This is a genomic window from Variovorax multivorans (assembly GCF_051216835.1).
Lineage (GTDB): Bacteria > Pseudomonadota > Gammaproteobacteria > Burkholderiales > Burkholderiaceae_C > Variovorax.
On record NZ_JBPJZL010000019.1, the window covers coordinates 38967 to 54277 of the forward strand.

At 65.4% G+C, this 15311-nt stretch carries 13 protein-coding genes and 1 riboswitch; of the genes, 12 read left to right on the forward strand and 1 reads right to left on the reverse strand.

Annotated elements, in window-relative coordinates; all coding sequences use genetic code 11:
• Positions 1-21: 21 nt before the first annotated feature.
• The 7 genes from aceK to iaaH all read left to right on the forward strand — a co-directional run bounded on the left by aceK (position 22) and on the right by iaaH (position 8844).
• Positions 22-1842: a bifunctional isocitrate dehydrogenase kinase/phosphatase gene (gene aceK, locus ACSFCA_RS32310; protein ID WP_435462386.1), complete on the forward strand. Its 1821-nt coding sequence runs from the start codon at positions 22-24 to the stop codon at positions 1840-1842.
• 46 nt (positions 1843-1888) lie between these two features.
• Complete coding sequence (locus tag ACSFCA_RS32315) at positions 1889-3073, forward strand: acetyl-CoA C-acyltransferase (RefSeq protein WP_435462385.1); 1185 nt, start codon at positions 1889-1891, stop codon at positions 3071-3073.
• A 179-nt stretch (positions 3074-3252) separates the two neighbouring features.
• The gene (locus ACSFCA_RS32320) at positions 3253-3876 is read left to right on the forward strand and encodes a hypothetical protein (protein WP_435462384.1); all 624 of its coding nucleotides are present in this window, start codon (positions 3253-3255) and stop codon (positions 3874-3876) included.
• A 75-nt stretch (positions 3877-3951) separates the two neighbouring features.
• The gene (locus tag ACSFCA_RS32325) at positions 3952-4758 is read left to right on the forward strand and encodes an SEL1-like repeat protein (protein ID WP_435462383.1); all 807 of its coding nucleotides are present in this window, start codon (positions 3952-3954) and stop codon (positions 4756-4758) included.
• Between the two features lie 66 nt (positions 4759-4824).
• On the forward strand, positions 4825-6072 hold the full coding sequence (locus tag ACSFCA_RS32330) for a glutamate carboxypeptidase (RefSeq protein WP_435462382.1): 1248 nt from the start codon (positions 4825-4827) through the stop codon (positions 6070-6072).
• A gap of 37 nt (positions 6073-6109) precedes the next feature.
• Positions 6110-7240, forward strand: a complete 1131-nt coding sequence (locus ACSFCA_RS32335) for an acyl-CoA dehydrogenase family protein (RefSeq protein WP_435462381.1) — start codon at positions 6110-6112, stop codon at positions 7238-7240.
• Positions 7241-7332: 92 nt separating this feature from the next.
• Entirely contained in the window at positions 7333-8844 is a 1512-nt protein-coding gene (iaaH, locus tag ACSFCA_RS32340; RefSeq protein ID WP_435462380.1) for an indoleacetamide hydrolase, read from the forward strand.
• On the opposite strand, the gene ACSFCA_RS32345 is transcribed toward iaaH, so the two are convergent.
• Positions 8837-9589, reverse strand: coding sequence for a helix-turn-helix transcriptional regulator (locus ACSFCA_RS32345; protein ID WP_435462379.1), 753 nt, complete (start codon positions 9587-9589; stop codon positions 8837-8839). The genes iaaH and ACSFCA_RS32345 overlap by 8 nt on opposite strands.
• A gap of 130 nt (positions 9590-9719) precedes the next feature.
• Here ACSFCA_RS32345 and ACSFCA_RS32350 point away from each other — a divergent pair, with 130 nt between their 5' ends.
• The 5 genes from ACSFCA_RS32350 to ACSFCA_RS32370 all read left to right on the forward strand — a co-directional run bounded on the left by ACSFCA_RS32350 (position 9720) and on the right by ACSFCA_RS32370 (position 15238).
• Entirely contained in the window at positions 9720-11507 is a 1788-nt protein-coding gene (locus ACSFCA_RS32350) for a sensor histidine kinase (RefSeq protein WP_435462378.1), read from the forward strand.
• Positions 11508-11563: 56 nt separating this feature from the next.
• Positions 11564-11998, forward strand: a complete 435-nt coding sequence (locus tag ACSFCA_RS32355) for a YchJ family protein (RefSeq protein WP_093177258.1) — start codon at positions 11564-11566, stop codon at positions 11996-11998.
• Between the two features lie 26 nt (positions 11999-12024).
• Positions 12025-12130, forward strand: a riboswitch (TPP riboswitch).
• 90 nt (positions 12131-12220) lie between these two features.
• Positions 12221-14104 carry a phosphomethylpyrimidine synthase ThiC gene (thiC, locus tag ACSFCA_RS32360; RefSeq protein WP_435462377.1) on the forward strand — a complete coding sequence of 628 codons (1884 nt, stop codon included), beginning with the start codon at positions 12221-12223 and terminating at the stop codon, positions 14102-14104.
• A gap of 63 nt (positions 14105-14167) precedes the next feature.
• Positions 14168-14860 carry an HAD family hydrolase gene (locus ACSFCA_RS32365; RefSeq protein WP_435462376.1) on the forward strand — a complete coding sequence of 231 codons (693 nt, stop codon included), beginning with the start codon at positions 14168-14170 and terminating at the stop codon, positions 14858-14860.
• Positions 14861-14911: 51 nt separating this feature from the next.
• Positions 14912-15238, forward strand: coding sequence for a thioredoxin family protein (locus tag ACSFCA_RS32370; protein WP_093056754.1), 327 nt, complete (start codon positions 14912-14914; stop codon positions 15236-15238).
• Positions 15239-15311 lie beyond the last annotated feature (73 nt).

The following is a 15311-nucleotide window of genomic DNA, read 5'->3' on the forward strand; positions in this document are numbered from 1 at the left end:
CCTCCAACTGCCTGCCCGCCCATGTTCCCGCAGCGCCTCGATTCGCCGCTGGCCTACGACATCGCGAAGGCGATGATGGACGGCTTCAACCGGCACTACCGGTTGTTCCGCGCCGAATCGGCGCGCGCCAAGCACCGTTTCGAAACCGCTGACTGGCATGGCCAGCAGCGGGCGCAGCGCGAACGCATCGAGTTCTACGACCTGCGCGTGAGCGAGGCCGTGGCCCGGCTCGAAAAAGAGTTCAAGGCCGGCGACCAGCCCATGGACGTGTGGCACCAGATCAAGCTGCACTACATCGGCCTGCTGGTGGACCACCATCAGCCCGAGCTGGCCGAGAGCTTCTTCAACTCGGTGACCACGAAGATCCTGCACCGCGCGTACTTCCAGAACGACTTCATCTTCGTGCGCCCGGCCATCAGCACCGAATACATCGAGCCGCGCGGCGCGCCCACCTACCGCCCGTACTACCCGGAGCCCGACACGCTGGCCAACACCCTCGAGCAGATGCTCGACGACTTCGCTCTGCTCGGCAGCTTCGCCAACAGGCGGCGCGATGCAGAGCGTGTGGCACACGTCATCCTGAACCGCTTTCACCAGGTCAAGCTGCGCGCCAACTTCCAGCTGCAGGTGCTGTCGGGTCTGTTCTTTCGCAACAAGGGCGCGTACGTGGTCGGCAAGATCATGAACGGCTTCACCGAGATTCCGTTCTCGCTGCCGATCCTGCACGACAGCCACGGCAAGTTCTACATCGACGCGGCGCTGTTCGGCGAAGACGACCTGCAGATGCTGTTCAGCTTTGCGCGCGCGTACTTCATGGTCGACATGGAGGTGCCCTCGGCCTGGGTGCAGTTCCTGCGCTCGCTCATGCCGCGCAAGCCGCGCGCCGAGATCTACAACGCGCTCGGCCTCGCCAAGCAGGGCAAGACGCTGTTCTACCGCGACTTTCTTTCGCACCTGAACTACTCGAGCGACCGCTTTCGCATCGCGCCCGGCATCAAGGGCATGGTCATGCTGGTGTTCGACCTGCCGTCGTTCCCGTTCGTGTTCAAGGTCATCAAGGATTTCTATCCGCCGCAGAAGGACACCACGCGCGAGCAGATCAAGGGCAAGTACATGCTCGTGAAACAGCACGACCGCGTGGGCCGCATGGCCGACACGCTGGAGTACAGCGACGTGGGCTTTCCGCTCGACCGCTTCGAGCCCGAGCTGATCGAGGAAATCCGCAAGTTCGCGCCCAGCCAGCTCGAGATCGGCGACCGCGACGGCAACGGGGAAATGGAAGTCGTGGTCAAGCACGTCTACATCGAGCGGCGCATGATCCCGCTCAACATCTACCTGCAGGAAGCCTTCGACACGCTGGCCCACCCCGAGAGCCCGGCGCATGCCAAGCGCGCGAAAGACCAGCTGGAGCACGCGGTGATCGAGTACGGCAACGCCATCAAGGACATGGTCGCGGCCAACATCTTCCCCGGCGACATGCTGTGGAAGAACTTCGGCGTCACGCGCGGCGGCAAGGTCGTGTTCTACGACTACGACGAAATCGAATACGTCACCGACTGCAAGTTCCGCAAGGTGCCCACGCCGCGCAACGAAGAAGACGAGATGAGCGGCGAGGTCTGGTACTCGGTGGGTCCGAAGGACGTGTTCCCCGAAACCTTCGAGCCCTTTCTGCTGGGCAACAAGGACGTGCGCGAAGCCTTCATGGCGCACCACGCCGACCTGCTCGACGCCGCCTTCTGGCAGCACCACAAGGAACGCATCCAGGCCGGGCAGATGCTCGATGTGTTCCCGTACGAAGAATCGCAGCGCTTCCAGCACGAAGGGCACGCGACGCATTTCTGACCGATCGCTTCTTGATTCCGCTTTCACACTTCTGAAGGAGACCTCCATGTCCGAATCCATCGTCATCGTCGGCGCCGCCCGCACCCCCATGGGTGGCTTTCAGGGCGACTTCTCGTCCCTCTCCGCGCACGACCTCGGCGGCGCCGCCATCAAGGCCGCTGTCGAGCGCGCCGGCATCGCGCCCGACAGCGTGGGCGAAGTGCTGTTCGGCAACTGCCTGATGGCAGGCCAGGGCCAGGCCCCGGCGCGCCAGGCGGCCTACAAGGGTGGCCTGCCCGACAGCGCGGGCGCAGTCACGCTCAGCAAGATGTGCGGCTCGGCCATGAAGGCCGCAATGCTCGCGCACGACCTGCTGCTGGCCGGCACGCACGACGTGATGGTGGCCGGCGGCATGGAAAGCATGACCAACGCGCCCTACCTCATGCTCAAGGGCCGCGGCGGCTATCGCATGGGCCACGACCGCATCTTCGACCACATGATGCTCGACGGCCTCGAAGACGCCTACCAGCCGGGCCGCTCGATGGGCACCTTCGGCGAAGACTGCGCGGCCAAGTACAAGTTCACGCGCGAGCAGCAAGATGCGTTTGCCATCGCCAGTGTCGAGCGCGCCAAGAAGGCCACCGACACCGGCCTCTTCAAGGACGAGATCGTGCCCGTCACGGTCATGGGCCGCGGCGGCGACACCGTCATTTCCATCGACGAAGGCCCGGGCAAGGTCAAGCTCGACAAGATCCCCACGCTCAAGCCCGCGTTCAAGAAAGAAAACGGCACCATCACCGCCGCATCGAGCTCGTCCATCAACGACGGCGCCGCAGCGCTGGTGATGATGACCGAGTCACAAGCCAAGAAGATCGGCGCCAGGCCCATCGCCCGCATCGTCGGCCACGCCACGCACGCGCAACAGCCCGAGTGGTTCTCGACTGCGCCCGTCGGCGCCGTCGCCAAGCTGTTCCAGAAGACCGGCTGGAAGGTGAAAGACGTCGACCTGTGGGAAGTGAACGAAGCCTTCGCCGTGGTGCCGATGGCGCTGATGCACGAGCTCGACGTGTCGCACGAGATCGTCAACGTGCACGGCGGCGCCTGCGCGCTGGGCCACCCGATCGGCGCCAGCGGCGCGCGAATCATGGTCACGCTGATCCATGCGCTGAAGGCGCGCGGCAAGAAGCGCGGCGTGGCAACGTTGTGCATCGGCGGGGGCGAAGGCACCGCGGTGGCACTCGAATTGATCTAAATCAGCATTTATTGTCATTTTTTGACATTTACTGTTATTTAAATTCATTAACAATAATTGCCAAATTTGAAAGTGTGTGAATTTATTTCTTTTCCTCTGATTCTCTGATACCATCCGCGCGCCGATGATCGTCAAGGCGTCGCGAAGGTCGCGCGCAGGATGGAATTTCAGGGAAAAGAATGGATAAGCAGCGAGGGGTTGAGTGCACATTGGTCGTAGATCAATGGATAGTCTCCGGGGAGTTTTTACGGCAATTGCTCAATGCCTTGAAATTCCCAGCGCTCGCATTGATTGCGGTAGCAGCGCTGACATATTTTTCGGTCTCGAAATCCCCTGCTGGCCTTGCAATCGCCGAAACCGATGAGTTGCTTTTAAAGCTGACGACATTGGGTCGAAAAGGCGCCGCCGTTTTATGCAATCCTGAAAGGATCGAGGAACATCTCTCCGTTCGGATTGATAAGGGTCATTTAAATAAGGCAGGCGGCGGTAATTCCCCGGTTGCCGTGAATACGCCAAGCCAATCCGTTTTCGGGAATTATTCGAAAATTCGATCGGGCACGGGCACTATCTGCAGGCTTCAGTTGCAAGTCGTCGGCCGCCGATTCTGTGACACGGATTCCGCGCGTGCGCAGCGTTTGATTGGTCGCCGTGTTCAAACTCGATTGGCCGTGCCGGGTGAAACCGGCTTCTACGATCACGGGTATGAACTGATGCGCGATGCCAGGGAAAGATCGGTCATCGGATGGCGGGAACCTGGCCGGTCGTGTCCGGCCGACGTCGAAATCGTCGCGGCAATCCGTTGAATGGCAAAGGGGGGCCGTCAATCGCTGCCGTGGCCTTCGCTGTTTGCAGGAGCCGTCTTTTTCGCCGCATGCGCCATGCTGTTGTACGAGTCGGCGCGCGAATACTTCCCCCGTAGCGACTTGTCCGCTTTCGATACGCAACGTGCTGGGCTGTTGAGCGTTGAACTGCGTGCCGCTTATGAGCAGGAACTGTTCAGCGAATTGTCTCAATGGAATCGCCCCAGCCGTCGCTATCCGACGGAGGCTGGTGTCGGTCAACGCGAAGAGCGATGGAGGCAACTGGCCGGCGAAGGGCTCGAGCTGGCGCATATTGCCGTGCAGGTACTTCAGCCCGATGGCGGTTTCGTCTATCCGCTCGAGAAGCCGATGAATCGGTTGCAAGCGCTCGCGGAGCAGGGCGACTCCGGTGCGATGTGCCTGATGACAGGGCTCGTCGGTCAAGTCAAGAGGTCGCGCTTGTCCATCGAGCATTCCGAGATTGCAAGGAAATGGCTGCTTCAGGGTGTAGAGCGCGGTCATGCAGAGTGCCAACTGCAGTTGGGACGTCGCCTGATCCTTGGCATCGATGGGGTGGCCAAGGATGCGAAGCGCGGACTGGCCTTGGAATTTGCCGCTCGTCGTGCCGGATACGCCCACGACGTGGATGGACTGACGGCATATTTTCAGCAGCGATGGTCAACCGAATCTGCTGATCTCATCAGGCTGTATTGCTGGCTGTCCATCGATGCCCAGTCGCGCTTGACGGATGGGCCGAAGAACATGCTGAGACTCTTGCGTGCCGAGGCGCGACGCATCGATTCCGAGGGGCTGATGGGGCTCGCAAGCCGGCTCGAGAACTCGCGTTTCTCCTTGCAGGCATGTGTCGACTTGGGCACAGGCTGAACTCGTCCTTGGCGACGCGGACGATGCCTAGAATGGTAGTTTCGCCCCCATCTGGAGACCTTGTTCATGTATTCGGCCATTCCCCGCAACACCGTCGCCGCGTTGGTTGCTTTGGTTTTTTTGGCGCCTGCCGCCTGGGCCCAGAAGCGCGACAACGTGCTGTTCCAGGCTGCCACCGACGAGCAGCCCGCGGTGATCAAGACGCTGGAAAAGCTGGTCAACATCGAGACCGGCACAGGTGACGCAGAAGGCATCGCCGCCGCCGGCAGCTACCTCGAGGGCGAACTCAAGAGCTTGGGCTTCACCGTCACGCGCAGCAAGTCGGCCGGCATCGTGGTGGGCGACAACATCGTGGGCAAGATCAAGGGCCGTGGCGGAAAGAACCTGCTGCTGCTCTCGCACATGGACACCGTGTACCTGAAGGGCACTCTCGCGAAGGCGCCGTTCAAGATCGAAGGCGACAAGGCCTACGGGCCCGGCATTGCCGACGACAAGGGCGGCAACGCCGTCATCCTGCACACGCTCAAGCTGCTGAAGGACTACGGCGTGCGCGACTACGGCACCATCACCGTGCTGTTCAACACCGATGAGGAAAAAGGCTCCTTCGGCTCGCGCGACCTGATCCAGGAAGAAGCCAAGCTGGCCGACTACGTGCTCTCCTTCGAGCCCACCAGCGCCGGCGACGAGAAGCTCTCGCTGGGCACCTCGGGCATCGCCTACGTGCAGGTCAACATCACCGGCAAGGCCTCCCATGCGGGCGCGGCGCCCGAGCTGGGCGTGAACGCGCTGGTCGAAGCCTCCGACCTCGTGCTGCGCACCATGAGCATCGACGACAAGTCGAAGAACCTGCGCTTCAACTGGACCATTGCCAAGGCCGGCAACGTGTCGAACATCATCCCGGCCAGCGCCACGCTGAATGCCGACGTGCGCTATGCGCGCAACGAAGACTTCGACGCCGCGATGAAGACGCTGGAAGAACGCGCGCAGCAGAAGAAACTGCCCGAGGCCGACGTCAAGGTGATCGTCACGCGCGGCCGTCCGGCCTTCAATGCCGGTGAAGGCGGCAAGAAGCTGGTCGACAAGGCCGTGGGTTACTACAAGGAAGCCGGCGGCACGCTGGGCGTGGAAGAGCGCACCGGCGGCGGCACCGACGCGGCCTACGCGGCGCTCTCGGGCAAGCCCGTGATCGAAAGCCTGGGCCTGCCGGGCTTCGGCTATCACAGCGACAAGGCCGAGTACGTCGACATCAGCGCCATTCCTCGCCGCCTGTACATGGCAGCTCGCCTGATCATGGATCTGGGCGCAGGCAAGTAAGCCAGCACGAACAGAAGAAAAGACAGGAGACAACGCCATGCTGCTCAGCGCCGACCAGGAAGCCATCCGCGACGCGGTTCGCGATTTCTCGCAAGCCGAACTCTGGCCCAACGCCCCCAAGTGGGACCGCGAGCACAGCTTTCCGAAGGAAGCCCACCAGGGCCTCGCGGCGCTGGGCGCCTACGGCATCTGCGTGCCTGAAGAGAACGGCGGCGCGGGCCTCGACTACCTCACTCTCGCGCTGGTGCTGGAAGAAATCGCGGCCGGCGACGGTGGCACCAGCACGGCCATCAGCGTGACCAACTGCCCGGTCAACGCCATCCTCATGCGCTACGGCAACGCGCAGCAAAAGAAGCAATGGCTCGAACCGCTGGCGCAGGGCCAGATGCTCGGCGCCTTCTGCCTCACCGAGCCGCAGGCCGGCAGCGATGCGTCGAGCCTGCGCACCACGGCGCGCAAGGACGGCGATGCCTACGTGATCGACGGTGTGAAGCAGTTCATCACCAGCGGCAAGAACGGCCAGGTGGCCATCGTCATCGCGGTAACGGACAAGGGCGCGGGCAAGCGCGGCATGAGCGCGTTCATCGTGCCGACCGATGCGCCGGGCTACAACGTCGCGCGCCTCGAAGACAAGCTGGGCCAGCACAGCAGCGACACAGCGCAGATCAACTTCGACGGCTGCCGCATTCCGCGCGAGAACCTGATCGGCGCGGAAGGCGAGGGCTACAAGATCGCGCTCGGCGCACTCGAGGGCGGCCGCATCGGCATTGCCGCGCAGAGCGTGGGCATGGCACGCAGCGCGTTCGATGTGGCGCTGGCGTATGCCAAGGAGCGCCAGGCCTTTGGCGGCTCGATCTTCGACCAGCAGGCCGTGGGCTTTCGCCTGGCCGAATGCGCGACGCAGCTCGAAGCCGCGCGCCAGCTGATCTGGCATGCCGCGAGCCTGCGCGACGCCGGTAGGCCTTGCCTGAAGGAAGCGGCCATGGCCAAGCTGTTCGCCAGCGAGATGGCCGAGCGCGTGTGCAGCGCAGCCATCCAGACGCTGGGCGGCTACGGCTACGTGAACGACTTCCCGCTGGAGCGCATCTACCGTGACGTGCGCGTGTGCCAGATCTATGAAGGCACTTCGGATATCCAGAAGCTGCTGATTCAACGCGCGCTGGCGTGAGCGACATGCGGCCCGTCTGTCATCGGTTTCGATGACAGACAGTTACGCGCCGCAGGCGCAGCATGGCGGCCTCTTCGTCGGAGGTCTTTGCCATGTCCATCTTCAAAACAGTTTCTCCCGCATTGGTGCTGCTGTGCATGGGCGCCGTAGCCCTGCCGGCGCGCGCGCAGCCCGCAGCCCCTGATATTTCCGCGCTGACAGCGACCGAAGCCGTGCAGCAACTGTGCGCCGGCACCGTCACCAGCGAGCAGTTGGTAACGGCGTATCTCGCCCAAGCCAAGGCCAAGGCGAACCTCAACACCTTCATCACGCTCGACGGAGCCGGCGCGTTGAAGGCCGCGCGCGCCGCCGATGCACTGCGCAAGCGCGGTGGCGCCTGCAAGCCGCTGGCGGGGCTGCCGGTGGCCATCAAGGACAACATCCAGGTGCAGGGCCTGCCCGCAACGGCCGGCACACCCGCGCTCAAAAGCTTCGTGCCCACGGCCGATGCACCGGTGGTCGCCAGGCTGCGCGCGGCCGGTGCGGTGGTGCTCGGCAAGACGAACATGCACGAGCTGGCCTTCGGCGTCACCGGCTACAACCCCGCGTTCCAGACCGGCCCCGAGGTGGGCGTGCGCAATGCCTACGACGCGACTCGCATCGCGGGCGGCTCATCGTCGGGCAACGGCGCCGCGCTGGGCGCGCGCATGGCGCCTGCGGCGCTGGGCACCGACACGGGCGGGTCGGTGCGCATTCCGTGCGCGTTCAACGGCTGTGCGTCGCTGCGTCCGACAGTGGGGCGCTATCCGCAGCAGGGCATTGCGCCGATCTCGCACACGCGCGACACGGCGGGGCCGATGGCGCAATCGATGGCTGACGTGGCGCTGCTCGACGGCGTCATCGCAGGCGGCAAGCCGCTCAAGCCCGCCGACCTGAAGCGCGTGCGGCTCGGCGTGGTGCCCGCCATGCAGGCCAACCTCGATGCCGACACGCGCGCCGCCACCGATGCCGCGTTTGCGAAGCTGCGCGCGGCCGGCGTCACGCTGGTCGATGTGGAGATGCCGAAGCTGATGGAGCTCAACGGCGCGGTCGGCTTTCCGCTGGCGCTCTACGAGGCGCACGACGACATGGTGACCTACCTCGCGAAGTACCGCACGGGCATCGACATTGCGCAGCTCACGGCCGGCATTGCCAGCCCCGACGTCAAGGGCACCTTCGAGACCTTCGTCATCCCGCGCAAGCTGCCTGCGGCCAGCGGCGTGGTCGATGCGAAGCCGGTCTACGAAAACGCGATGCGCGTCGCGCGCCCGGCGCTGCAGAAGCTCTACCGCGACACCTTCGCGAAGAACAGGCTCGACGCACTGGTGTTCCCGACGGTGCCGCGCGTGGCACTGGCCGCGGGGGCCGAAGCCAGCAGCCCCGAGAACTTCGGCTCGTTGATCCAGAACACCGACCCGGGCAGCAACGCCGGCATACCGGGCGTGCAGTTGCCATCGGGCCTCGGCGCAACCAGCGGCCTGCCCGTGGGCCTGGAGCTGGACGGCCCTGCCGGCAGCGACCGCAAGCTGCTGGCCGTGGGCATGGCGGTGGAGCAGGTGCTCGGCCGGCTGTCGGCGCCTAAGTGAGCGCGAGCGGCATGGCCCAGCCTGCGAGCGCCGAGCGGCGCTCGATGCCCAGCTTGTCGAAGATGCGCCGCAGGTAGGTGCGCACGGTGGGCACGCCTACCGCGAGGCGCCGCGCGATCTCCTTGTCGGTGAGCCCTTCGCGCACGCAGCGGGCCACTTCCTGCTCGCGCACGCTCAGCAAGGCCCATGCGGCTTCGCGTGTGTCGCTCGGGGCGACTGAAGCGGCTGCCCGCTGTGCCCGCTGCAGGGCGCCCGCGAACGCCGGCTCGATCAGGTCGAGCAACGCCTTCTCGTGATCGCCGAAATCGCTGCGCCCCTTGCGGCGCCAGATGCGCAGGTCTCCCAGCGCGCGTTCGCCCTCGAAGGCATGCAGGTTCATGCCCCAGTGCAGCCCGTCGCGCGCGAGAAAGTCGTTGAAGAACGCGGTGCGCATCAACTCGCGCTGCGGCATCACCTCGGTCACGCGCGTGGCGCGGCGCCTCGACTGCAGCACGAAGGTGATCGGGTCGTGGTGCTGGTGCCACTGCGCATAGCTGTCGAGATTCGCGGGGTCCATGTGCAGCGCCACGCGCGCGCCGAAGCTGCCGCTCGCGGCGTCCCACACGAACGAGGCGAACTGGTCCGCGTGCAGCAGGTCGAGCAGCGCCCAGCCCAGGTGCTCGCGGATCTCCTGCTCGCCGCGGTCTTCCGCCAGCAGCGTGAAAACGCCGCGCAATGCGTGCTGTTCAGAGCCTGTGAGGTACATACATCGCCGACTTTCTCGAGGGAGCCGTTGTAACGCTAACGTTTAGCAAGCGCCGCGCCAAGGGTGGATGCCCGCGAATGCATGCGCCGCGCGGTCATGTATATCGCGCAGAATCGACGGCTGCCCGGCCATGCCATCGACAACTCCCATCACCGAACACGCATCCAGGCCGCTGCTGAAGCGGTTCCGTGACTATTGGATCGAGGCGCCCAACGCCAATCCGCTGGTGGACCAGAGCCTGGCGCGCGCCTATGTGATCGACACGCGGGACACGCCGTTGTCAGCCGCCGTCACGGCCGCGGTGTTCTGGATCCTGTTCCTCGTTCTCACCGGCAACCGCGGCACGCTCGTGTGGGCCGTGCTGGTGCACGCGATGCAATGGAACATGCACCGCCACCTGCACCGGCTGGATCCGGCCGCCATCGATGCAGCCACTGCCGCGCGCACGCGCCGGCGGCTGGAGTTGCGCATGCTGTTCCCGGGGCTGGTGTGGGCGTTGGCGCCGTGGCTGTTCTTCCCGCATGGCGACCTTGCCCACATCCTGCTCATGTACTTCTTCGTGAGCGGCACGACCAGCGTGATCATTGCCGCGCTTGCCCAGTGGTGGCTGGCCGCCTTGTGCTTCGGCGTCCCGGTGTTCCTGAGCCTGGCGCTGCGGCTGGTGCTGGAGCCGGGCAGCGTGACGGTCATCATGGGGTGCCTTGCGGTGTCGCAGCTGGTGGCGGCCCTGCACTATGCGCGCAAGCAGAACCGGCTGATCGTCGGCTCCATCGAGAACGGCTTCGAGAACGCGCGCCTGGCCGAAGCGCTGTCGCGCCAGCTCGACCACGTGGCACAGCTCGCCGCGCAGCGCGCCCGCATCTTTGCGGCCGCCAACCACGACCTGCGCCAGCCCATGCATGCGCTGGCCATCTTCGTCGACGCGCTGGACACGCGCAATCCGCCCACGGCCGAGAACCTGCGCTTCATGCGCGACAGCGTAGATGCCCTGCGCGGCTCCATCGATGCGCTGCTGGACATCGCGCAGCTCGACGGCGGCGTGGCGCCCGTTCGCCCCGAGCCGATGCGCCTGCAGCCGCTGTTCGATGCGCTGCACGGGCGCTTTGCGGCGCTGGCCGCGGCCAAGGGGCTGCGCCTGCGCGTGCGCCCCACGCAAGCCGCGGTGCAGGCGGACGCGCGCATGCTCGCGCGGCTGCTCGGCAACCTGGTGGACAACGCGATCAAGTACACCCCCTCGGGCACCGTGCTGGTCTGCGCCAGGCATGTGACGTCGGGCGCTTGGCGCATCGAGGTGCGCGATTCCGGCGTGGGCATCGACGCGCGGCACCAGGCGCAGGTGTTCGAGGAGTTTTTCCAGATCGACAACCCCGGGCGCGACCGCAGCCGCGGGCTCGGGCTGGGCCTGTCGCTGGTGGCGAGCATGGCGCAGGTGATGGGTTCGCGCATCCGGGTGCGCACCGCACCGGGCCGCGGCAGCACCTTCTCGCTGGTGCTCGACGAGACGGCCGCGCCACCGGCAGATGACGACCTGGCCGTGCCGGCCGGGCCAACGGAAGAAGCTGCCGCCCTTCGCATCCTGGTGCTCGACGACGAGCAACCCGTGCGCGAGGCCATGCGTTCGCTCCTGTCCGCCTGGGGCCACGAGGTGGTGCTGGCGGCCAACCCGCGCGAAGCCTTGCAGCAGGCCGGCGTGTTCGACCTGATGCTGAGCGACCTGCGCCTGGGCAGCGGCCTCTCGGGCCTGGCCGCCGCGCAGGCCCTGCAAGCGGTCGGCAAGGCACGCAACGTGGTCGTCCTCACCGGCGAAACCGCGCATGCGACGCGGGCGGAGGTCGAGCGCGCAGGCTATGCGCTGATCTACAAGCCGGCAGGTGCGCAGGCCCTGCAGGAAGCCATTGCCGCAAGCCGGCCTGCCTAGCCTCGGGGCTTGCCCCATCGGCACCTTGCCCGCAAGGTGTTCCAATAGCGGTCTTCATGAGCGCCAACGATCCCACCACCGGACCTTGCCCCTGCGGCCGTACAGACCGCCGCGACAAGCCCATCGGCTACGCCCTGTGCTGTGGCCGCTATCTCGACGATTTCGGGAACACGCCCGCGCCCGACGCCGAATCGCTGATGCGTTCGCGCTATTCGGCCTTCGTGCTGGAACGCGGCGAATATCTGCTCGCCACCTGGCACGCGTCGAAGCGGCCGGCCTCGATCGAGTTCGAGCCGGGCGTCAAATGGCTGGGACTGGACATCCGCTCGCGCTCGGTGCTCGATGCGGACCATGCCGAAATCGAGTTCGTCGCGCGCCAGCGCAGCGCGGCCACGGGCGCCGCCACGCGCCTGCACGAGCGCAGCCGCTTCGTGCGGGAAGGCGATCGCTGGTACTACCTGGACGGCGACCTGCAAGTACCCCTGGGTTGACGCACCGGGCCGAGGCCCGCACAATCGGCCCCGCTCCGGGGTGCACGCATGTGGCGTGCTGAGATGGCAAAGCAGCCGACCCGCGAACTTGATCCGGGTCATACCGGCGTAAGAAGAGCTGCACTCCCTGGCTTCGGTCCGTCACTCCCCCTTCCGTGACGGGCTTCCCGAAGCCCACCGAGCGATTGCGGAGCACCCTTTCCTCAACAAGGAGTGCCTCCGATGAATGCCCCCGACAAGTTCACCACGCTGCTTTCGCTCACGCGCGAGCCCTTTCCCGCGTCGCACAAGTGCGTCATTCCGGGCAGCCGGTCCGACCTGTTCGTGCCCGTGCGCGACGTTGCACTGACCAACGGCGAGACCGTGTCGCTCTACGACACCTCCGGCCCTTACACCGACCCGAAGGTCGAGATCGACGTTCGCCGCGGCCTGCCCGACGTGCGCGGCGCCTGGGTGCTGGAGCGCAACGACACCGAAAGTTACGAAGGCCGCTCGCATCACGCGCTGGACGACGGCGCCAAGAACGAAGACCGCGATGCGCAACGCCTGGCCGAACTGCGCGCCGGCGCATCGGCACTGCAGCGCACGCCGCGCCGCGCGAAGTCGGGCGCCAACGTCACGCAGATGCACTACGCGCGCCGCGGCATCGTCACGCCCGAGATGGAATACGTGGCCCTGCGCGAGAACGGCAAGCGCGAGTGGATGGCCGAGTACCTCGCCAACGAAGAGCGCGCCAGGCGCGTGATGGGCAACCCGATGGGCGCGACCATTCCGCGCATCATCACGCCCGAGTTCGTGCGCGACGAAGTGGCCCGCGGCCGCGCGATCATTCCCGCGAACATCAACCACCCCGAAGTCGAGCCGATGGCCATCGGCCGCAACTTCAAGGTGAAGATCAACGCCAACATCGGCAACTCGGCCGTCACCTCGAGCATCGAGGAAGAAGTCGAGAAGCTGGTGTGGGCCATTCGCTGGGGCGCCGACAACGTGATGGACCTGTCGACCGGCAAAAACATCCACACCACGCGCGACTGGATCGTGCGCAACTCGCCGGTGCCCATCGGCACGGTGCCCATCTACCAGGCGCTCGAGAAGGTGGGTGGCGTTGCCGAAGACCTGACCTGGGAGATCTACCGCGACACGCTGATCGAGCAGGCGGAGCAGGGCGTCGACTACTTCACCATCCACGCCGGCCTGCGCCTGCCGTTCATTCACCTCACGGCCGACCGCATGACGGGCATCGTGTCGCGCGGCGGCTCGATCATGGCCAAGTGGTGCATCGCGCACCACAAGGAGAGCTTTCTCTACACGCACTTCGAAGACATCTGCGACATCATGAAGGCCTACGACGTGAGCTTCTCGCTCGGCGACGGCCTGCGTCCCGGCTCGGGCGCCGATGCCAACGACGAGGCGCAGTTTGCCGAGCTGCGCACGCTGGGCGAACTCACGCAGATCGCATGGAAGCACGACGTGCAGACCATGATCGAAGGGCCCGGCCACGTGCCGATGCACATGATCCAGTCGAACATGGACGAGCAGCTCAAGCACTGCCACGAGGCGCCGTTCTACACGCTCGGGCCGCTGACCATCGACATCGCACCGGGCTACGACCACATCGCCAGCGCTATCGGCGCGGCCATGATCGGCTGGGCCGGCACGGCGATGCTCTGCTACGTGACGCCGAAGGAACACTTGGGGCTGCCGGACCGCGACGACGTGAAGCAGGGGATCATTGCCTACAAGATCGCCGCGCATGCGGCGGATGTGGCAAAGGGGCATCCGGGGGCTCGCTCGCGCGACGACGCGCTGAGCAAGGCGCGCTTCGAGTTCCGCTGGCAGGACCAGTTCAACCTGGGCCTCGACCCCGACACGGCGCGCGAATTCCATGACGAGACGCTGCCGAAGGATTCGAGCAAGGTGGCGCACTTCTGCTCGATGTGCGGGCCCAAGTTCTGCTCGATGAAGATCACGCAGGAAGTGCGCGAATACGCAGCGAAGAAGGGCGTGGCCGAGGCGGCCGCCATGGCCGAGGGCATGGAAGAGAAGTCGAAGGAATTCATGGCGGGCGGCGGCGAAATGTACATCCCGATCCGTTCGATAGCCTGAGCTTCCTCCTGCGAAAAGGGGGCGTTGCTACCATGGGGTCAATCACCGAACTCCGGCACCGCAATGACCCCCTTTCCTTTTTCCGCCGTTCTCTTCGATTGCGACGGCGTGCTCGTCGATTCCGAACCCATCACCAACCGCGTGCTCGCCGAAATGCTCGGCGAGCTCGGTTGGCACATCACGACCGAGGAATCGATGAACACCTTCACCGGCAAGGCGGTGAAGGACGAGGCTGCGCTCATCGAGACGAAGACCGGCGTGAGGATCACCGACGACTGGCTCAAGACCTTCCGCGCCCGCCGCAATGAGGCACTTGAGCGCGACCTCGTCGCCATTCCCCACGCGCCCGCCGCCATCCGCGAAATCCATTCAAGGCTCAAGGGCCGCATTGCCTGCGCATCGGGTGCAGACCGCCACAAGGTCGAACTGCAGCTTGCCAAGGTCGGCATGCTCGACTATTTCCAGGGCCGCATCTTCAGCGGACACGAGATGCCGCGCTCCAAGCCGTACCCCGACGTGTACCTCGCCGCGGCGGAAGCGCTCGGTGTCGACCCGAAGCGCTGCGCCATCGTCGAAGACACCGTTACCGGCGCAATGGCCGGCGTGGCTGCAGGAGCCACTGTGTTCGGCTACAGCACCGGCGAATCGGGCCACAGCGGCCCCGGCCCTCTGCTGAGCGTGGGCGCGGTGAAGGTGTTCAGCGACATGTCCGAACTGCCGGCGCTGCTTTCGGGCTACGGGCTGCAGGCGGCCTGAGTTTCTGGTGGAATGCAGGGCGCAACTCCCGAGCCGCAGGAACCACTTCCCATGACTTCCGAATACAAAACCGAGCAGCCCGATCGCAGCGAGATCGACGCGCTCACCGGCCCCGCCGTGGTCGAGTTCGGCACCAACTGGTGCGGCATCTGCAAGGCCGCGCAGCCGAACATCGCCGAGGCCTTTGCCAAGTACCCGGATATTCGCCGCATCAAGGTCGAAGACGGCAGCGGGCGTCCGCTGGGTCGTTCGTTCAACGTGCGCCTGTGGCCTACGCTGGTGTTCATGCGCGATGGCAAGCAGGTTGCGAAGCTGGTGCGGCCTGAAGACAGCCAATCCATTGCCGATGCGCTTGCGTTGATCGCGCAGCCCAGTTGACGCGTCATTCTCGGGGCGCGATCACGCCGACGGTGTCATCCGCACGCACCCCGAACGTGCCCCAAACGCCCTC

Excerpts from the sequence above, each read along its gene's own strand:
- ACSFCA_RS32355 (WP_093177258.1), top strand. The coding sequence starts at position 11,564 with ATGAGCGCCAACGATCCCACCACCGGACCTTGCCCCTGCGGCCGTACA.
- ACSFCA_RS32325 (WP_435462383.1), top strand. The coding sequence starts at position 3,952 with ATGCTGTTGTACGAGTCGGCGCGCGAATACTTCCCCCGTAGCGACTTG.
- thiC (WP_435462377.1), top strand. The coding sequence starts at position 12,221 with ATGAATGCCCCCGACAAGTTCACCACGCTGCTTTCGCTCACGCGCGAG.
- ACSFCA_RS32320 (WP_435462384.1), top strand. The coding sequence starts at position 3,253 with ATGGATAAGCAGCGAGGGGTTGAGTGCACATTGGTCGTAGATCAATGG.
- ACSFCA_RS32365 (WP_435462376.1), top strand. The coding sequence starts at position 14,168 with ATGACCCCCTTTCCTTTTTCCGCCGTTCTCTTCGATTGCGACGGCGTG.
- ACSFCA_RS32370 (WP_093056754.1), top strand. The coding sequence starts at position 14,912 with ATGACTTCCGAATACAAAACCGAGCAGCCCGATCGCAGCGAGATCGAC.
- ACSFCA_RS32345 (WP_435462379.1), bottom strand. The coding sequence starts at position 9,589 with ATGTACCTCACAGGCTCTGAACAGCACGCATTGCGCGGCGTTTTCACG.
- ACSFCA_RS32315 (WP_435462385.1), top strand. The coding sequence starts at position 1,889 with ATGTCCGAATCCATCGTCATCGTCGGCGCCGCCCGCACCCCCATGGGT.
- iaaH (WP_435462380.1), top strand. The coding sequence starts at position 7,333 with ATGTCCATCTTCAAAACAGTTTCTCCCGCATTGGTGCTGCTGTGCATG.
- ACSFCA_RS32335 (WP_435462381.1), top strand. The coding sequence starts at position 6,110 with ATGCTGCTCAGCGCCGACCAGGAAGCCATCCGCGACGCGGTTCGCGAT.
- aceK (WP_435462386.1), top strand. The coding sequence starts at position 22 with ATGTTCCCGCAGCGCCTCGATTCGCCGCTGGCCTACGACATCGCGAAG.
- ACSFCA_RS32350 (WP_435462378.1), top strand. The coding sequence starts at position 9,720 with ATGCCATCGACAACTCCCATCACCGAACACGCATCCAGGCCGCTGCTG.
- ACSFCA_RS32330 (WP_435462382.1), top strand. The coding sequence starts at position 4,825 with ATGTATTCGGCCATTCCCCGCAACACCGTCGCCGCGTTGGTTGCTTTG.